The 15,445-nt window shown below is 68.9% G+C and carries 12 protein-coding genes and 2 pseudogenes; 8 read left to right on the top strand and 6 right to left on the bottom strand.

The annotated features are described in order from the left end of the window. Nucleotides 1-156 precede the first annotated feature (156 nt). Complete coding sequence (locus ASD48_RS45745) at nucleotides 157-300, top strand: hypothetical protein (RefSeq protein WP_242432787.1); 144 nt, start codon at nucleotides 157-159, stop codon at nucleotides 298-300. Nucleotides 301-378: 78 nt separating this feature from the next. On the opposite strand, the pseudogene ASD48_RS45740 reads toward ASD48_RS45745, so the two are convergent. Beyond that, a pseudogene (locus ASD48_RS45740) lies at nucleotides 379-648 on the bottom strand (SOS response-associated peptidase family protein); the annotation flags it as partial. A 311-nt stretch (nucleotides 649-959) separates the two neighbouring features. Here ASD48_RS45740 and ASD48_RS30475 point away from each other — a divergent pair. Then, nucleotides 960-1,301, top strand: coding sequence for a hypothetical protein (locus tag ASD48_RS30475; protein WP_057604964.1), 342 nt, complete (start codon nucleotides 960-962; stop codon nucleotides 1,299-1,301). Between the two features lie 271 nt (nucleotides 1,302-1,572). On the opposite strand, the gene ASD48_RS30470 is transcribed toward ASD48_RS30475, so the two are convergent. Both ASD48_RS30470 and ASD48_RS30465 read right to left on the bottom strand, forming a co-directional pair. Further along, nucleotides 1,573-2,148 (bottom strand): hypothetical protein, encoded by a 576-nt coding sequence (locus ASD48_RS30470; protein ID WP_057604963.1) that lies wholly within the window; start codon nucleotides 2,146-2,148, stop codon nucleotides 1,573-1,575. 402 nt (nucleotides 2,149-2,550) lie between these two features. Then, nucleotides 2,551-3,180, bottom strand: a complete 630-nt coding sequence (locus tag ASD48_RS30465; RefSeq protein ID WP_057604962.1) for a PadR family transcriptional regulator — start codon at nucleotides 3,178-3,180, stop codon at nucleotides 2,551-2,553. An 83-nt stretch (nucleotides 3,181-3,263) separates the two neighbouring features. Between ASD48_RS30465 and ASD48_RS30460 the strand changes: the two genes are divergently transcribed. The 3 genes from ASD48_RS30460 (at nucleotide 3,264) to ASD48_RS30450 (ending at nucleotide 8,286) form a co-directional block, all read left to right on the top strand. After that, nucleotides 3,264-3,968: an ABC transporter ATP-binding protein gene (locus tag ASD48_RS30460; protein WP_057605067.1), complete on the top strand. Its 705-nt coding sequence runs from the start codon at nucleotides 3,264-3,266 to the stop codon at nucleotides 3,966-3,968. 5 nt (nucleotides 3,969-3,973) lie between these two features. Beyond that, the gene (locus tag ASD48_RS30455; RefSeq protein WP_057604961.1) at nucleotides 3,974-6,799 is read left to right on the top strand and encodes an ABC transporter permease; all 2,826 of its coding nucleotides are present in this window, start codon (nucleotides 3,974-3,976) and stop codon (nucleotides 6,797-6,799) included. Nucleotides 6,800-8,001: 1,202 nt separating this feature from the next. Further along, nucleotides 8,002-8,286, top strand: coding sequence for a S1 RNA-binding domain-containing protein (locus ASD48_RS30450; RefSeq protein ID WP_242432775.1), 285 nt, complete (start codon nucleotides 8,002-8,004; stop codon nucleotides 8,284-8,286). Between the two features lie 158 nt (nucleotides 8,287-8,444). Here the strand turns inward: ASD48_RS30450 and ASD48_RS30445 are convergent, their stop codons facing one another. From ASD48_RS30445 to ASD48_RS30435, 3 genes are all read right to left on the bottom strand, one after another. Then, a complete protein-coding gene (locus tag ASD48_RS30445) occupies nucleotides 8,445-8,996 on the bottom strand; it encodes an EF-hand domain-containing protein (RefSeq protein ID WP_057604960.1) in 552 nt (183 codons plus the stop codon). 135 nt (nucleotides 8,997-9,131) lie between these two features. Next, on the bottom strand, nucleotides 9,132-11,432 hold the full coding sequence (locus tag ASD48_RS30440) for a molybdopterin-dependent oxidoreductase (RefSeq protein WP_057604959.1): 2,301 nt from the start codon (nucleotides 11,430-11,432) through the stop codon (nucleotides 9,132-9,134). 949 nt (nucleotides 11,433-12,381) lie between these two features. Beyond that, the gene (locus ASD48_RS30435; RefSeq protein WP_057604958.1) at nucleotides 12,382-12,765 is read right to left on the bottom strand and encodes a S1 RNA-binding domain-containing protein; all 384 of its coding nucleotides are present in this window, start codon (nucleotides 12,763-12,765) and stop codon (nucleotides 12,382-12,384) included. A gap of 256 nt (nucleotides 12,766-13,021) precedes the next feature. Here ASD48_RS30435 and ASD48_RS30430 point away from each other — a divergent pair, with 256 nt between their 5' ends. From ASD48_RS30430 to ASD48_RS30425, 3 genes and pseudogenes are all read left to right on the top strand, one after another. Then, the gene (locus ASD48_RS30430) at nucleotides 13,022-13,783 is read left to right on the top strand and encodes an isocitrate lyase/phosphoenolpyruvate mutase family protein (protein ID WP_057604957.1); all 762 of its coding nucleotides are present in this window, start codon (nucleotides 13,022-13,024) and stop codon (nucleotides 13,781-13,783) included. 363 nt (nucleotides 13,784-14,146) lie between these two features. Beyond that, nucleotides 14,147-14,411: pseudogene (locus ASD48_RS45735) on the top strand (ISL3 family transposase); the annotation flags it as partial. A gap of 189 nt (nucleotides 14,412-14,600) precedes the next feature. After that, entirely contained in the window at nucleotides 14,601-15,338 is a 738-nt protein-coding gene (locus ASD48_RS30425; protein WP_057604956.1) for a dienelactone hydrolase family protein, read from the top strand. The last annotated feature ends 107 nt before the right edge of the window (nucleotides 15,339-15,445 follow it).

Genomic DNA, 15,445 nt, shown 5'->3' with positions numbered 1-15,445 from the left:
TGCGCAGGTGGTTTGTACGGGGAAGTCGGCGAGGGGATGGGGTTGCGCAGGATGCGTGGAAGCGATGCTCCGGCAGCTCGGCGCATTCCGTCGGTTGCTCGAAGTGGCCGCCAGGCGTACGGGATCGAGGAGCCTCGGACGGTATCTCCCCTGCAGATGGGACATACCGGGGTACGCGTCATAGGCTTCTCACCCGATGGGGCCCTGCTCGCCACCGGCGGCGCGGACGGGACCGTGCAGCCGTGGAACACCCCCGTCCTGCGCGATCCGGAGCGGACCGCCCCACAGGCCCTGCCGTGACCGCCGTCCTGGCCTGCAACGACCGGCTGATGGCCGCGCTGGACCACAAGGCAACACTCCGGATCTGGGACGAGCGCTGATCTGTTCCCACTCGTAGAAGCCGTCCGCGGGGAGCAGGCAGCGACGCCGGGTGAACGCACGGCGGTAGGCCCGCTTTTCGTGCACGGTCGCCACCCGCGCGTTGATCAGGCGTGAGCCGCTCTTCACGTCCTCGGCCCAGGACGGCACCAGCCACCAGCGCAGCGATCGAAGCTCCCGCCGAACTCCGGCGTCACCGGCGCTGTCGCGAGGTGTTCGCTCGAGGACGGCCCACACGTCGTCGGTGGGGGCGACGTTCCCACTCGGAGAAGCCGCCCGCGGGAAGCAGGACAACTGTGCCCTCTTCCGGCACCCAACCTCTTTGGCCAGCCCTAAGCACACGAGGTCCGACGCCGCCCAGGACCGCCACTCGCGGGCAACTGCCAAGCCTGGGGACCGGCTCAACACTCGCCGCAGAGAGCAGCCGGGATCCTTCGAGACTTACGACGAAGCCCGTCTCGTGCCCACGGCCGGAGTCTTGGCGGGCCACCTATACGGGTCACAACACGGGCACAAGTGTTCCAGACGCCCAGCAATCGGCAGATGATGCTCCCTCAGCACCGCATGTCCTTGGGGGGACCATGAACGCCCGCGCCGCGGCCTGCGCTACCCTGCTCACCCTCGCAGCCCTCGTCGGATGCAGCTCAGGCTCCGACACAGCAGCCGAGCCACAGGCCTGCAAGACCGCCATGGCCAAGCAGCTCGAACAAGGCCTGTCCGCCAGGGCCAACGGCAGCCCGATGCCCACCGACAGTCGACCGGCCGCGTGCAGCGGCATCGACGACGCCACCTTCCTACGCATCACCAGCGAGGTCACCACCGAGTGGATGGAAAGTGACCAGGCCGACAAGGTCGCCGAGGACGCTCTCAAGAGCGCCACACCCGTCCCCGTCCCGACCGGGCCCGATATCTCCGCCGGGTGAGGCGCTTGGATCGAAAGGGAACTCCTGGACTCCTCCGACGCCAGCAACGCCGCCCCCGGCTATGGCGCCTGCGGCGACCTATCCAAGGAAGCGATGGACCAGGCCGTCAACGCGGTGACCCGGGACCTCTACGATGCCGGGGTGGATGAAGTAGGGCTGCTTACGGGTCTTGCCTGTGCCGGGGTCCTTGGCTTGACGCGGCCGCGGCTTCCGGTCTCGGGTGGCCCCAGCCGACGATGGTTCGGCGATCTCCTTAACCCCTCGCCATGAGTCACGCCACGTCAGGCGCTGACCGACCGTGGCGATACTCCTCGGAAGGCATCGAGTCCCATTCGGTATGCGCGCCGTCGCGCCTCACCATGAACAACGGACGCGATCGCAGGACCTCCCCGACGAGTTGCCCCCGCACGACCACCCCGGGATCATCCGGTCCCGCATAGCCCTCGGGCGTGTAGCGCAAGTGCCCGTCCACTGCCTCGGCATGCGCGATCGCGTCGCTCTCGAGTTCCGACAGGTCCCTTCCGACCAGCGAGATTCCGTCGTACCCCACCTGGGGACCGTGGACGGCATCGGCCGCGATACAGAACAATCCCACAGCCCGGCTCACATAAGCCGTGACGGCCAGCGGAATAGGGGCCCCGCGACGGACCTCGATCTTCCAAGTCGGCGAGAAGATCGCGTGATCCCGTGCGCAATCGCTGACCTGCGTCTGGCCGAGAACCTGAGCCGCCTCGACCACTTCCTCGACGGTCATGCCGAACCGGAGTGGTCCGACGCCGACAGCCGGCGCATAGGACCACTCGTCCCGATCGGCGACTCCGGAATCGGCTTCGGTCCTGAACGTCATAGTCGCCCCTGGAGACAGCTGAAATCTTGCCGCCGCCCATCATGTCAATTACCAACCAGCGCCCCGCCGGGTGTCGCCAGGCGCGAGCTCCCCCGCCTGCCAGGGGCTGCAGTGATCTTCAGGCGATCGCTAGCCTCGCTGCAGCTTGGCTTTGGCCCAGGCGAATACATCTTTCACGATGGGCGCATCGGACCGCTCGACGCTTCACCCCCAGCGACCGTGAGATCGCAGGACACACAGCCCGCACCGTCCTGACCGGGATCCGCTGATGACTCTCCGACCACAGCGACACCGCGACCGCCCCCCACCCGCGGCACCGCCCCGCTCTCAAACAGCCAGGCACGCCACCAGCCCGGACGTCAGCACCCCTCCGCCATCACCAACAGAGTCCCGGCCTTGCCCCTAAGCGGACTCCGTACGGTCCCCTCTCATCTCGCCATGACCGCCGGTCTCGTCGGTGTCGCCCTGCGCCTGTGCGTGTGAGCGCTCCGGCGCCTGCACGCTCTGTGTCGTGGCGAGCGGGCCCAGATGCTGTGCGGCGCTGTCCAGCAGTCCGAGGTCGGCCTTGGTGTGCGCGATGGCGGCGTCGATCAGGACGGCGACCAGCGGCTCGTCGGCGTGGGCGCGGCGCTGCTGTGCCAGGCCCGCGAGCTCGGACAGGTACGTCTGCCGCTGCGAATCGATCAGCGTGGTCAGGGCCTGCGGGCCCAGCGCGACAGCGCCGAGGAGCTTCAGGAACAGCTCGTCGCGGAAGCCGCCGACGCGCACCCAGGCGGTGGTCGCCCACGAGCGCAGCTCGGCCTCGCCCGCCTCGGTGAGCGTGTAGAGGTTCTTGTCGGGCCGGTCGGTCTGCGTGACCTGCGAGCGCGAGACATAGCCGTCACGGACCAGCCGTTCGAGGATCTGGTAGAGGTGACCGATGTTCAGGCCACCCCACTGCGGACCGACGGCCTCCTCGAACCGGGCCTTGAGTTCGTATCCGTGATTCGGTCGGTGGGTCAGCAGCGCGAGCACGGCGTGGTGGAGCGGCATATACGTCCCTTCTACATTGTGACAACATACCCCTGAATTGCCACAATGTATGTGGCGCAATGTACGAGGGCGAGGCTGCATCGATGGCTGTGAGCGTGGCGTTGCGCGGGGTGAGCCGCCGGTATCCCGGGCTGACCGCTCTGGACGAGGTCGACCTGGAGGTCGCGGCCGGCGAGGTGGTGATGCTGACCGGGCCGTCCGGCGCCGGCAAATCCACCGTCCTGCATCTGACGGGCGGCATGGACCAGCCCGACGAGGGGCACGTCGAGATCGACGGCACACAGCTGGTGCCCCGGGCCCTGGACCGTCACCGGCGGCGTATCGGCTTCGTCTTCCAGCGCTTCCACCTGCTGTCCGCGCTGACCGTGCTGGACAACGTACTCGCCCCCGTCCTGCCGCGCAGAGTGGACTTCGACCGGCGTGCGCGCGGCATGGAACTGCTCGAAGCTGTCGGCCTGGACCAGCGGGCCGACGCCCTGCCCTCGCAGTTGTCGGGCGGACAGCAGCAACGCGTCGCCGTCGCACGCGCGTTGATCAACCGGCCAGGACTGTTACTGGCCGACGAGCCCACGGGCAACCTGGACAGCGTCATCGGGCGGGAGATCATCGACCTGCTGATGTCGCTGCGCGAGCGCTACGGGATGACGATGCTGATCGCATCCCACGATGCCGAAGTCGCCGCCAACGGCGACCGGGTGGTACGTCTGCAGGACGGCAGGATCACCTCGGACCAGCGGGTCACACCGTCCGGCGACGTGCTGGACCGGCTGGGGGGCCTGCGGCCGTGATAGCGATGATCCTCGATCAGCTCCGGCGGCGGCGCGGGCGCGCGCTGGCCCTGGCCGCCGGAATTTTGGTGGCGGCGACCAGCTTCACCTTGCTCACCGCGACGGTGAGCACGAGCCAGGCGACCACCGTGGGCACGGTACAAAAGAACGCACGGTCCGCCTACGACGTCCTGGTGCGCCCGCCCGACTCGCAGACGGACGTGGAGCGGCAGAGCGGTCTGGTCTCGCCGAACTTCCTGTCCGGGACGTTCGGTGGCATCACCATGGCCCAGTACCGGCGCATCGGCAGCATGGCCGGGGTCGACGTGGCCGCGCCGGTCGCCAACATCGGCTACCTCATGGTGGCGAGCACCGTCACCGTGGACGTGTCCCGCTTCTTGGACGGCAAGGCGTCCCGGCAGATCCTGCGCATCAGCCCGACGCTCACCTCCGGACTGGGCACCTACCGCACCTCCGACGAGTACGTCTACCTCACCCGCTCCCCCCTCACGTCGGCGTCGGAGTCGGACGGCCTCTTCGAGTCCGACACCCTGGAGACGGGCGAGGCCGACAAGAGCACCCAGCGGTATCGGATCAAGGGGAAGTACGACGTCTGCTTCTACTTCAACTGGGACAAGACAGAGCAGACCGAGTTCAACCTGAATCTGCCGTTGAAGCCGAACATCATCGCCGAGGACCTCAGGGACAAGTCGCCGTTCGACCCGAACCTGAGTTCGCGGATGAACTGCCAGTCCGGCCAGGACAAGGCCACCATCGACGTTCCGGTCAGCTACCCCGTGCTGCTGTCCGCCATCGACCCGGTGGCCGAGGACCGGCTGGTGGGCCTGGGCGACACCATCGTCTCGGGCCGGATGCTCACCGAGCAGGACAAGCCGTGGACGGTGTCGTCCGCCAAGAGCGTCCACGGACAGCACGACTCCTACATCCCGGCGCTGCTCAGCGACAACCCGCTGACCACCGGCACGCTCGACGCCAGCGTAGAGCGGCTGGACGTCGGCGACCCGGCGGAGCTGCCCGCGAAACTGGGCAACCCGACAGCCGGCAGTTTCGTCCGAGGCCTGCACGGCACCACGGTGGGCAGGACCCGCGTCGACCTGAGCAAGGGCTACCGGAAGGCACTGACCGAGAACTCGTTCGACACCGGGGCCTACTGGACGGTCGGCCCGGTCACCTACCGCCGGACCTCCGACGGCGAACTCGCCGCGCAGCCGAAGCCGCCGCAGAAGCCCAGCCTGTGGATCACCAATTTCAACGAGCAGCCGTTCACCAACGTCCCCGAGGAGAACCACCAAGGCACTCAGTACCGTGAGGTGACCAGTCACGCCGCCACGAACTGCATCGGGCTGGGTACCTGCGACGGCGTGGACTCCGGACGCCTGCCCAATCCCTTCGTCCACCTGGTCGGCCGCTACGACACCGGCGAACTGCCCGGCTTCTCACCCCTGTCCGACACCCCGCTGGAGACCTACCAGGCGCCGCAGGTCACCGGCGCGGACAGCGCGACCCGAGCGAAGCTCCACGGCAAGCCGCTGCAGCCCGACCGCAACCTGGGCGGCTACGTCAGCCCGCCGCCCACCATGCTGACGACGATGGACTCCATCACCGCGCTCACCAAGAGCCGCCGGGTCCCGAGCCTCCAGGACAAGGCACCGGTCAGCGCGATCAGGATCCGGGTGGCCGGAGTGACCGGCGTCGACACCGCCTCCCGGGCTCGGGTCAACGCCGTGGCCGGGGCGATCCGGGCCGCCTACCCCCGGCTCCAGGTCGACGTCACCGTCGGCAGCTCGCCCGCGCCGCAGACGGTGACGCTGAGTGCCTCGGCACAGGTGACGGAGCGCTGGGTCGCCAAGGGCGTGGCACTGCGCATTCTCAAGGCGGTGGACACCAAGAGCGCGGTGCTCTTCGTGCTGGTCCTCGTCGTGTGCGCGCTCTTCCTCGGCCAGGCTGCGCTGGCCTCGGTGCGGTCACGTCGCATCGAGATCGGCACGCTGCGCTGCCTGGGCTGGAGCGGTGGCGAAGTGCTCCGCCTGGTACTCGGCGAACTGGCGGTGATCGGCCTCGCCGCCGGAGCCGCGGGCACGGTACTCGCATATGTGCTGGGCCGGGTGCTGGGCCAGTCCGAAGCCGGCTCCAAGTCACTCCTCGTGCTCCCGGTGGCGCTCCTCCTGGCCACGGCGGCGGGACTGATCCCCGCCTGGCTCGCCACCCGGCTGGGACCTATGGAAGCCGTCCGGCCCCCGGTGACGGCGGCCCTCCGCGCACGCCCGGTGCGTTCGGTGGCCGGACTGGCCATGCTCAACCTGCTGCGGGTGCGGGGCCGCACGCTGCTGGGTGCGGCAGGACTGGCGCTGGGAGTGGCCGCCTTCACGGTGCTGCTCGCCCTGACGCTGGCCTTCAGGGGCGAGGTGGCCGGGTCGCTGCTCGGCAGCGCCGTGGTGGCGCAGGCGCGCGAGGCCGACTACCTCAGCGTCGCCCTGTCCTTGCTGCTGGGCGCCGCCGGCGCCATCGACGTCCTGGTCATCTCGCAGCGCGAACGCGCCGCCGATCTCGCGGTGCTGCGGGCGACCGGCTGGACCAACCGCGAGCTGGCCAAGCTGACCCTCTACGAGGGCATCGGACTGGCTCTGCTGGGCGGCCTGTCCGGTGCGGTGGCCGGCCTGGCCGGGGTGCTGACCCTCGGCCGGGGCGTGCTGCACGGACACCTGTTCACGGTCGTCGGCGCCGCGCTGCTGGCCACGCTCGCGGCGACCGCCCTGGTGGTGGCGGCTCTGACGGTGCCGATCCGGGGGCTGTCCCGGATCGCCCCCGCCCACCTGCTCGCCGCCGACTGAGCCGACCGCCGCCACCGCCGGCGGCTTCGCACAGCGGAAGACCCCGGCCGTGTTCACGGGCCGGGGTCTCAGCAGTCGGGGACGTCCTCGGTCGCCGCATCGGACCCCAGGATCTGGTCATGTGCCGGTCGGCTCGCCGAGCTGTGCCGCCAGGTGGAAGGGGACAGACAGGGCGTTCGCGGCGGCCGTGCGGGAGCTGTGGTTCCGTGCCGCCGCCCAGCACCTGCCCGCCGCACACTCGGAGATTGCTCGACCGTCCGCCGGGTGGTTCATCATCCGCGATGCCGCCGACGCGCCACTCTCGGCCGGTACTCAGAGGGGCAGCGACGCGTCCGTGAGGCACCGCAGCTCGCGAAGCATGGTCTGCCCACCCTCGCGGCCCGCAACACGGCCTTGTTCGGCATGGCCGGTGAACTTCCGCCGATCATTATGTGCGACCTCTTCGGGATTCACAGGAACACCGCCACCCGATGGGCCGCCCTGGCTCAGGACAGTTGGGCCGGCTACCTCGCCGCCCTGAGCAACGACAGCGACGGCTGATCCCCAGCAGCGCCGTCACCCGTCCGCGCCAGCACTGACCTCCGGTCGATCCGCCTGGTCCTCGCCCCGCCTTGCTACGCGCGGGGCCGGGCGAGGACCGGACGGGCCGACCGGCCACCCGCCCGCGGCCCGCCGCGGCACCCGCGCCGTCGGGACGTACGGCTCGCTCCCGCCCTACGGCAGCGCTCGCGGATCCTTGCGCTCGCCGCCGTCGCGGTGCCCCTCGCGGTTGCCGTCGCCGACGACGTCGGGGTCCGCCGGCACCTTCAAGCCGCCCGCCGCGACCCGCACCGCGTCCCTGCCCCGTGCGCACCGCAGCCTCCTGCACGTCCTGGTCGCCGACGCAGACGGCTCAAAGGCGTCAACGACGCCCTCGGACGCGCCGCCGGCGACACCCTCATCGCCACCGTAGGACATCGGCTCGGGGCGTGGGCGCAGGCACGCAGCGGTCCCGCCGCCCGGCTCGGGGGTGACGAGTTCGGTGTCGCCGTGCTGCTCGAGCCGACCTCGACGCTGCGGGAGGTCACCGCGCTGCACCAGCTGCTCGCGCAGCCCGCCGCCACGGCGGGCAGACCCTCACCCCGGCCGTGTCCAGCGGGACCGCCCGCGCCTCCGACCTGCCCGACGCTGCCGGTGCGTCCCGCCTCCTGCGCGGCGCGGACATGGCCTTGTACCGGGTGAAGACCGGTGAGAACCCCGACCGCACTGCGGTGGGGCAAAAGCTGCACGGACGGTTCACCAAACTGGTCCGGTTCGGCGTCTTCGTCCGGGTCACTGACGGGATCGAGGGACTGGTCCACCTGCGTGAGCTCACCTCGACGCCCGTGGAAAGTCCGTCAGATGTCGTCCAGGCCGGCGACGAGGTCACGGTCGTCGTCACTGAGATCGACCGGGAGCGACGCAGGCTGGTTCTCTCTCGACGACAAAGGTCATCCGACCGCCGGTGACTCCTTCACACTCCCGCGACGGGTTCCTCGCACGAGCGTTCCTGAGCGGCTGAGCGCCCGCTCGGCGCAAGGGAAGCACCGCTCCAACCCGGTGAACCTAGGCGGTCACAGCACCAGCCAGGTGGCAGGCCCTGGCATAAGCGCGGCTCCGGGGACTGTCAGGCGGTGACCTTGCCGAAGATGTGGTTGGCGGGAGCGGCGGGGTCGTTGCCGTAGAAGAACTCTTCGAGTGCCTGGTGGAACTCGTCACGGTCCAGTCCGCCGGAACCATCGAGGTCCAGAGCGGCGAAAACGGCGACGCAGTCCCCGCCGGGGACGGCGGCGACCGAGTCGAACATCTGCTGGAACTCGGCCTGGTCGATCTTGCCGTCTCCGTTGAGGTCGACGAGGTCGAAGAAGCAGTCAGTGACCGGCGCAATCTGCTGCGGGTAGAGCGCGCGGTCAGTCAGGACACTCTTGAAGCCTTCGGTCATCTCCCGCACATCGACCTTCCCGTCACCGTCCTGATCCATCGGGGCGATGACGTTCGACCAGAACTGGTCCATCCCCTCGGTGAGCCGGCGGACGGTCTCGGCATCAGGGGTGGTCTCGCGGGCGCTGATGTAGCGCTCGCTCATCTTGCGGACGTCGTGCTGGGTAATGAACCCGTCGCCGTCGACATCGGCGCCCCTGAACCACTGGCCGTACTTGAGATCTTGAAGTGCAGTCATGACTGCGCACCGTATTCACACAGTTACGGCGACGCAAACGTCCGAGTGGAGGCTGGGCGCCAGGTCGGACCTGCCGACCGGGCGCCCGACGAGGGTGAACACGGCAAACTCGCCCGTCGTCGAGTCGGCTTCGTTTCAGTGTTCGAGGTGTGGTGGTGTGAAGGCGCGTACCTCCTCGACCGGCCCGTCGTATACCTCGACGTCGACGAGAGCACTGTGCGCACTGGGTCCCTGGGACAGACGCGAGCACCCGCGGTCCCCGGTGAGAGTGTTCGGGTTGCCGTGGCGGTCCAAGGTTCCGCTCCGGCCCGGCTGGGCCGGGTCCCACCACGCTCCGGTGGACAGCTGGATGACGCCGGGCATAACGGCGTCCGACAGGATCGCGCCCGCCAGGCAGCTGCCTCGGTCGTTGAAGAGGCGCACGATCATGCCGTTCTCGATACCGCGTGATGCCGCATCCTGCGGGTTGATCGTTACGGGCTCGCGGCCGTGGATCTTTGACTTGAGGCTCTGGCCACCGTTGTCGTACTGGCTGTGCAGGCGTGAGGCAGGCTGATTCGAGATCAGGTGCAGCGGGAAGCGATCCGCCAGGCCGGCGCGAAGCCACTCCACGGGTTCGAACCACGTCGGATGTCCGGTGCAGTCGTCGTAGCCGAACGAGTCGATCTCCTCGGAGAAGATCTCGATCCGGCCCGACGGCGTCGTCAGGGGGAAGCGCTGCGGATCGACGCGCAGCGCTTCGAAGCTGCCAGGAAACGGCCCGCTGAGTGCCGGCAGTTCGACACCGGAGGCGCGTTGCCAGAAATCGTCGAAGTCTGGCAGGGCCGCGTCGTCGCCGAGGTTCGCCCGTGTCTGGACGTAAAGGTGCCGGACCCATTCGATCTCGGAACGCGCCTGGGTGAACTCGCGCTCATAGCCGAGCCGGGCAGCCAAAGCGGCGAAGATCTGGTGGTCGGTGCGTGCCTCGCCGGCCGGCTCGCGGACCTTCGGCATCGCGACGAGGTGAGGGTCGGAGAACCCCGCGGCGAAGTCGTCACGCTCCAGGCTGGTCGCGACGGGAAGCACGATGTCGGCGAACTTCGCCGTGGTGTTCCACCAGGCTTCATGGACCACCACCGTGTCCGGGAGCTGCCAGGCTCGGGTGAGGCGGTGGAGGTCCTGGTGGTGGTGGAAGGGGTTCCCTCCGCACCAGTAGATCAGGCGCAGGTCCGGCAGGGTCAGGCGCTGACCGTCGTAGTCGATGGTCGCACCCGGTTCCAGCAGGGTGTCGGCGATCCGGGCGACCGGAATGAAGTCCGCGACAGGGTTCGCCGCCCGCGGCATCGACGCCACAGACGGTCGGCCCGGGGCAACACCGGTCGCGTCCATCGTCGCGTAGCCCGCGCCCCAGCCGCAGCCGGGCCGGCCCAGCGAACCCGCCATGGCCGCCAGCACGACCGACATCCAGATCGGCTGCTCACCGTGGTCCGCCCGCTGTACGGCGTAGTTGACCATGATGAGGGAACGCTGTGTGGACAGGCGGCGGGCGAGATCGGGGATCGTGTCGCGGCTGACGCCCGTGATCCTCGCGGCCCAGTCGGCGTCCTTGACGACGCCGTCCACGTCGCCGGTTAGGTAGGAGGCGAAGCGGTCGAACCCCTCGCAGCAGCGGATGAGGAAGTCCTCGTCGTACCAGTCGTTGACCAGCATCGTGTGCGCGATGCCGAGCATCAAGGCGGTGTCGGTGTTGGGGATGACCGGCAGCCACTCGGCGTCGAGGAAGTCGGCGGTGTCACTGCGGATCGGGCTGACGTTCACGAACCGCACGCCGGCCTCACGGCACTTCCGCTGCAGGTCCCGCGTCTGGTGCCGGGCCAGCCCGCCAGGGTTGATCTGACTGTTCTTCAGAGCCAGCCCCCCGAACGCCACCACGAGCTCACAGCTCTCGGCGATCTCGTCCCACATCGGCATCCGGGACTGGTAGCTCCACGGAGCCCCGCCGATCACATGCGGAAGGATGACCTCAAGAGCGGCGGTGCTGTACGTGTTGCGCGAGTCGGTGTAGCCCCCGCCCAACGCCAGGAACCGCTGGAGCTGACCCTGCGCATTGTGGAACCCGCCCGCACTGGCCCAGCCGTACGAGCCTCCGAACACCGCGCTGTCCCCGTGCTGTGCGCGCACTCGGCGCAGTTCCTCGCTCACCAGCGTGAGCGCGTCGTCCCAGCTGACCTCTACGAAGGCGTCCGCACCTCTGGCCGTTTCATCGGCGCGCGGCAAGCCGTTGAGCCACCCCTGGCGCACCGCGGGACGCAGCACACGCGCACTGTCCTCAGCAGCCGTCACCATGCCCGGGCCGATCGGCGACGGCGCGGGGTCATCACCCCGGGGCTCAATGCGCACCAGCTGACCCGAATCGACCACGGCTACGAAACTGCCCCAGTGCGTCGCCACCGGCATGCGTCGTTCCACCGTGCATCAACTCCATCCCTGAAGTTTTTCCGGCTTTCGAACAACGGCCGCTACACCACAGGGGTTCCGCGTCAGTCAGCGGTCCGCAGGACACAGGCTCCCCCTGGCGGATGCTGCCCAACCCTGACGGTGCGCACGACTCCCACCGCCGCCACTCGACCGGAGCCCGGAGCGCCTCTGTCGACCGCGACCTGACCGTCGTCCGACACCAGCGTCAAGGTCCTGGACCACCTCGCTCCAAGGCGGAGGGACGGTTGGAGTGCCGGAGCCGACGCGGAACTGTCACGCGACAGAACCCCTTCCTGGGCCGCGCGGTTTCTGCAAGTTCGTCACCGCAGTGCGCTGCGAGACCGCAGCCGAAGTGCGTCAGAGGCGACCCGGGGGGCTTCCGCTACTCATCACGGCGCAACCGGCGTTACCTGCGGAAAAAAAGCCACGGGCGGGTCGGCAGCACACATGCGGCCTGAACCCCTCCACGGTGTACCGCCCGACACCGGAGAAGGTCCGGGCCGGGGTCGGCGTCGGCGCCGGTCCGGACCTTGACCGTACCTCCAAGGCACACCGACGAGGCAGAACCCTGCGTCCGGTCCTCGGGCGGTACCGGGTTCGCAGTCGCCACAAAGAAGTCACTCGGGTTGAACTCGTGGAGTTCGGCGATCTGATCGCGTCATCGTCCATGGTCAGACCGGTGGGTGGCAGACCAGCCGTCGTCCAGGTGATGCAGGTACTGGATCCTTTCAGCTTCCGCTAATACTCCAGCCGTAGATCGTGATCTTGTAAGTGGGGGCGCCGCTGATATGGCCCGGCCACCATTGACCACCCGTTGCTCTGCGGCCTCGACCTCAAAGCGCCGGGGAACACGCCATGTCCACCATCGACCACTCTCCTCGGAGCGGTCAGGCCATGTGCCATCCTGCCCTGCCCCGGCGACCCGGACTCAAGAGTCATGGATGCAGAGCCTGACGCGGTGTCTCTGAAGATCGGCTTCCGCAACCCGCACCGTGATCCCGTCCCCCTCGCTCACGAGCTGGTCTGGGCTTCCGACTGGCGGGTCGGTCGTCTCAGAGACGTGTAGAAGCCCCTCGAGGCCAGGGGCGAGCCACACGAGCACGCCGAACGGGACGATCTTCGTGACAGTCCCGTTGACGACATGACCTGATAGATCGGCGAACCGCACGAGGGGGTCTTCCGGGAGAGCTTTCAGGGAGATCACGACCTGGCCATTACGCGTCTGAGGCGTGATCACCTCACCGGTGATCCGCTGGTCGCCCTCGACCGCGTCTGAGGGGTGATCGATGCGGGACCACGTCAGGTCGGGCACGCGGATCCACCCGGTGCAGTTCGAGGGGATGGCACGGCAGCTGGGCGAAGCCACTGGTGAGACCGCCCTCAGTCACAGGATCAACGGCTAACGCCATGCATCCGATGATGTTCGGAGCCAGATGTGGCATCCCTCAGATCGCCCCGCCCACTGCCCACGTCGGCAACCCAGAATGGAACCAGGCTGCGTCTTTCCGTCACCGGGCGGCGCCCCTCCGGCACGATATTCGTGGCAATCCAGGTGTAGCGTCCTCGGCATGGACTCTCGCACCACTGTTGAGCGCGCTCAACGCCTCAAGCAGCTGCACGCCGAGTACAAGCCGCTCGTGCTGCCGACCGTCTGGGACGTCTGGTCCGCCCGGACGGCAGCCGCCGCCGGGTTCCCCGCGCTGACGGTCGGCAGCCATCCGCTCGCCGACTCCCGGGGAGCCGACGACCACGAGGGGCAGACCTTCGAGGAAGTACTCACCGCCGTCAGGCCGATCATCGCGGCGGTCGACATCCCCGTGTCCGTGGACCTGGAGGCCGGATACGGACAGAAGCCCGCGGATCTCGTCGCCGGGCTCATCGAAGTCGGCGGCGCCGGTCTCAACATCGAGGACACCGTCCACTCGGACGGCGGCCGTGTGCGCAGCACACAGGAGCACGCGAGCTACATCGCCGGCCTGCGCGGGGCGGCTGACGACGCCGGAGTTCCGGTCTGGGTGAACGGGCGCACCGACCTCTTCCTGCACGCGAAGGACGCTTCCGGTGTCCTCGACGAGGCAATCGAGCGACTGCGAGCCCTGGAGCAGGCCGGCGCCGACAGCGTCTACCCGGTGGGTATTCAGGACGACGACGGCCTGCTCGCGGCGGTGATTGGCGCCGTCGCCGTTCCGGTGAACTCCACGGCCCATCCCGTCAAGCACGATCTCGAACGCTTCCGCCGCCTGGGCGTCGGCCGGATCACCTACGGCCCGCTGCTGCAGTTCGCGATGACGGATGCGATGAAGAACATGCTCGGGCCGTGGACGCCCTGAGGAGCTGATCGAGCGACGGGGCCGGCCGTCGGTGTCCTTCACCTCACGGCGGACATGACGCGTGTGCTTGTCGAACTCGGCTGCGCCGACCGGGGCGTCCTCGGTGCAGCCCTCGGCCTCGACGGACAGCAGCCGCGGCCTGGCCTTCGGGGCGATGCGGCTGGTGTCCGCCGGTGCACACCCCGTGCCGGGGCCCCTTGCCCGTGCCCGTCGCGGGGAGCGCGACCTCAGTGACGTACCGATCCCGTCGGGGCGTCGACACAGGCCGCGCGGCCGCGAAGGCTTCGGCCGGTTCACGGCCACCAGGTGACAGCCGGGCTTCGGGCGGGTCGTCGTGACGACGGTCATCGTGGGCGAGGAACCGAAGACCCCACCGTCCCGGTCAAGCACCTCTTCGGTGAGATCAGAGGCCAAGGGTTCACCGGATGCCTCAACCGCCTGCACACGTAGGTCACCTTGGGCCGCGCGGACGCTGACCGCAGCCACAACTCCCCCGCGCCTCCCCGCCCGGATGCCCCTCACCAGGCCCGACAACCTCGAGGCCGAGCACCGTGATCTGCTGGACCGGGTCACCGCAGTCTGCCCCGCGATGACCCAACTCGCCGCCGTGGTCCGCGGCTTCGCGGAACGGCCGCCCTCGCCTGACCGGTTGGCCCGCCCGGCACCGCGTACCGGATCGCCCCGAAGGCCGACCCTCGATGATCTTGAAGCCCTGACCGCCGGGGCCCTCGCCCTATCTCAGAGGGGCACCCGCGCTGTTCTGCCAGCGGCAGAACACCGGCCGGACCGGGCTCGACGATCACTACAGTCCAGTCTCATGACGACGATCACGACGCGTACGGTTGAGTACCCGGCCGACGGTTTGACGATGATCGGGCACCTCGCACTCCCGGCCGGTGTCGACCGCCGGCCTGCGGTGCTGCTCGGACCAGAGGGTATGGGGCTCAGCAACGTCGAGCGCCGCCGGGCCGATGCTCTCGCCGAGCTGGGATATGTAGCGCTGGCCTTCGACCTTCACGGCGGGCGCTATTTGGGTGACCCCGAGGAGATGCTGGCCCGTTGCATGCCACTGCTCGCTGATCCCGACCGGATGCGGGGCATCGGCCATGCGGCGCTCGACGTGTTGCGCACCGAACCGCGGACCGATCCCGACCGGATCGCCGCCGTCGGCTACGGCACCGGGGGCGCCGTCGGACTGGAACTCGGGCGCGACGGCGTCAGTCTGCGCGCGATCGGGACAGTCAACGCACTGACCACGGGCCGACCGGGCGAGGCAGCGCGCATTCGCTGCCCGGTGTGGGCCGGCGTCGGATCGGAAGACCCGATCATGCCGCCCGCGCAACGGAACGCGTTCACCGCCGAGATGCAGGCTGCGGGCGTCGACTGGCGCCTCGCGGTCTACGGCGGCGCCTTGCACGCCTTCCACCACCCGCCGGTCCACCACCCCACGGTCCCCGGCGTCGGCTACCACCCACAGCACGCGCAGCGAGCCTGGCGCGACGTCGTAGACCTGCTCGCCGAGTGCCTGCCCTTGACGGAAGATCTGCGGGCATGACCCAGGCAAACATGTTGGCGCTAGGCCTCGTCGGCGTCGCGCACTGCACAGCAGACCCACACTCGGGCAGTTGTGCGATCACGGAGACGTATTGACAACTGCCGTAG

It is taken from the genome of Streptomyces sp. Root1310, from assembly GCF_001426425.1.
Classification (GTDB): domain Bacteria; phylum Actinomycetota; class Actinomycetes; order Streptomycetales; family Streptomycetaceae; genus Streptomyces.
Note: the sequence above shows the minus strand (reverse complement) of the source record. Positions and strands in the feature narration are given on the sequence as shown.

Excerpts from the sequence above, each read along its gene's own strand:
- ASD48_RS30440 (WP_057604959.1), bottom strand. The coding sequence starts at position 11,432 with ATGCCGGTGGCGACGCACTGGGGCAGTTTCGTAGCCGTGGTCGATTCG.
- ASD48_RS30465 (WP_057604962.1), bottom strand. The coding sequence starts at position 3,180 with ATGCCGCTCCACCACGCCGTGCTCGCGCTGCTGACCCACCGACCGAAT.
- ASD48_RS30450 (WP_242432775.1), top strand. The coding sequence starts at position 8,002 with ATGGCCTTGTACCGGGTGAAGACCGGTGAGAACCCCGACCGCACTGCG.
- ASD48_RS30455 (WP_057604961.1), top strand. The coding sequence starts at position 3,974 with ATGATCCTCGATCAGCTCCGGCGGCGGCGCGGGCGCGCGCTGGCCCTG.
- ASD48_RS30445 (WP_057604960.1), bottom strand. The coding sequence starts at position 8,996 with ATGACTGCACTTCAAGATCTCAAGTACGGCCAGTGGTTCAGGGGCGCC.
- ASD48_RS30470 (WP_057604963.1), bottom strand. The coding sequence starts at position 2,148 with ATGACGTTCAGGACCGAAGCCGATTCCGGAGTCGCCGATCGGGACGAG.
- ASD48_RS30430 (WP_057604957.1), top strand. The coding sequence starts at position 13,022 with ATGGACTCTCGCACCACTGTTGAGCGCGCTCAACGCCTCAAGCAGCTG.
- ASD48_RS30460 (WP_057605067.1), top strand. The coding sequence starts at position 3,264 with ATGGCTGTGAGCGTGGCGTTGCGCGGGGTGAGCCGCCGGTATCCCGGG.
- ASD48_RS45745 (WP_242432787.1), top strand. The coding sequence starts at position 157 with ATGGGACATACCGGGGTACGCGTCATAGGCTTCTCACCCGATGGGGCC.
- ASD48_RS30425 (WP_057604956.1), top strand. The coding sequence starts at position 14,601 with ATGACGACGATCACGACGCGTACGGTTGAGTACCCGGCCGACGGTTTG.
- ASD48_RS30475 (WP_057604964.1), top strand. The coding sequence starts at position 960 with ATGAACGCCCGCGCCGCGGCCTGCGCTACCCTGCTCACCCTCGCAGCC.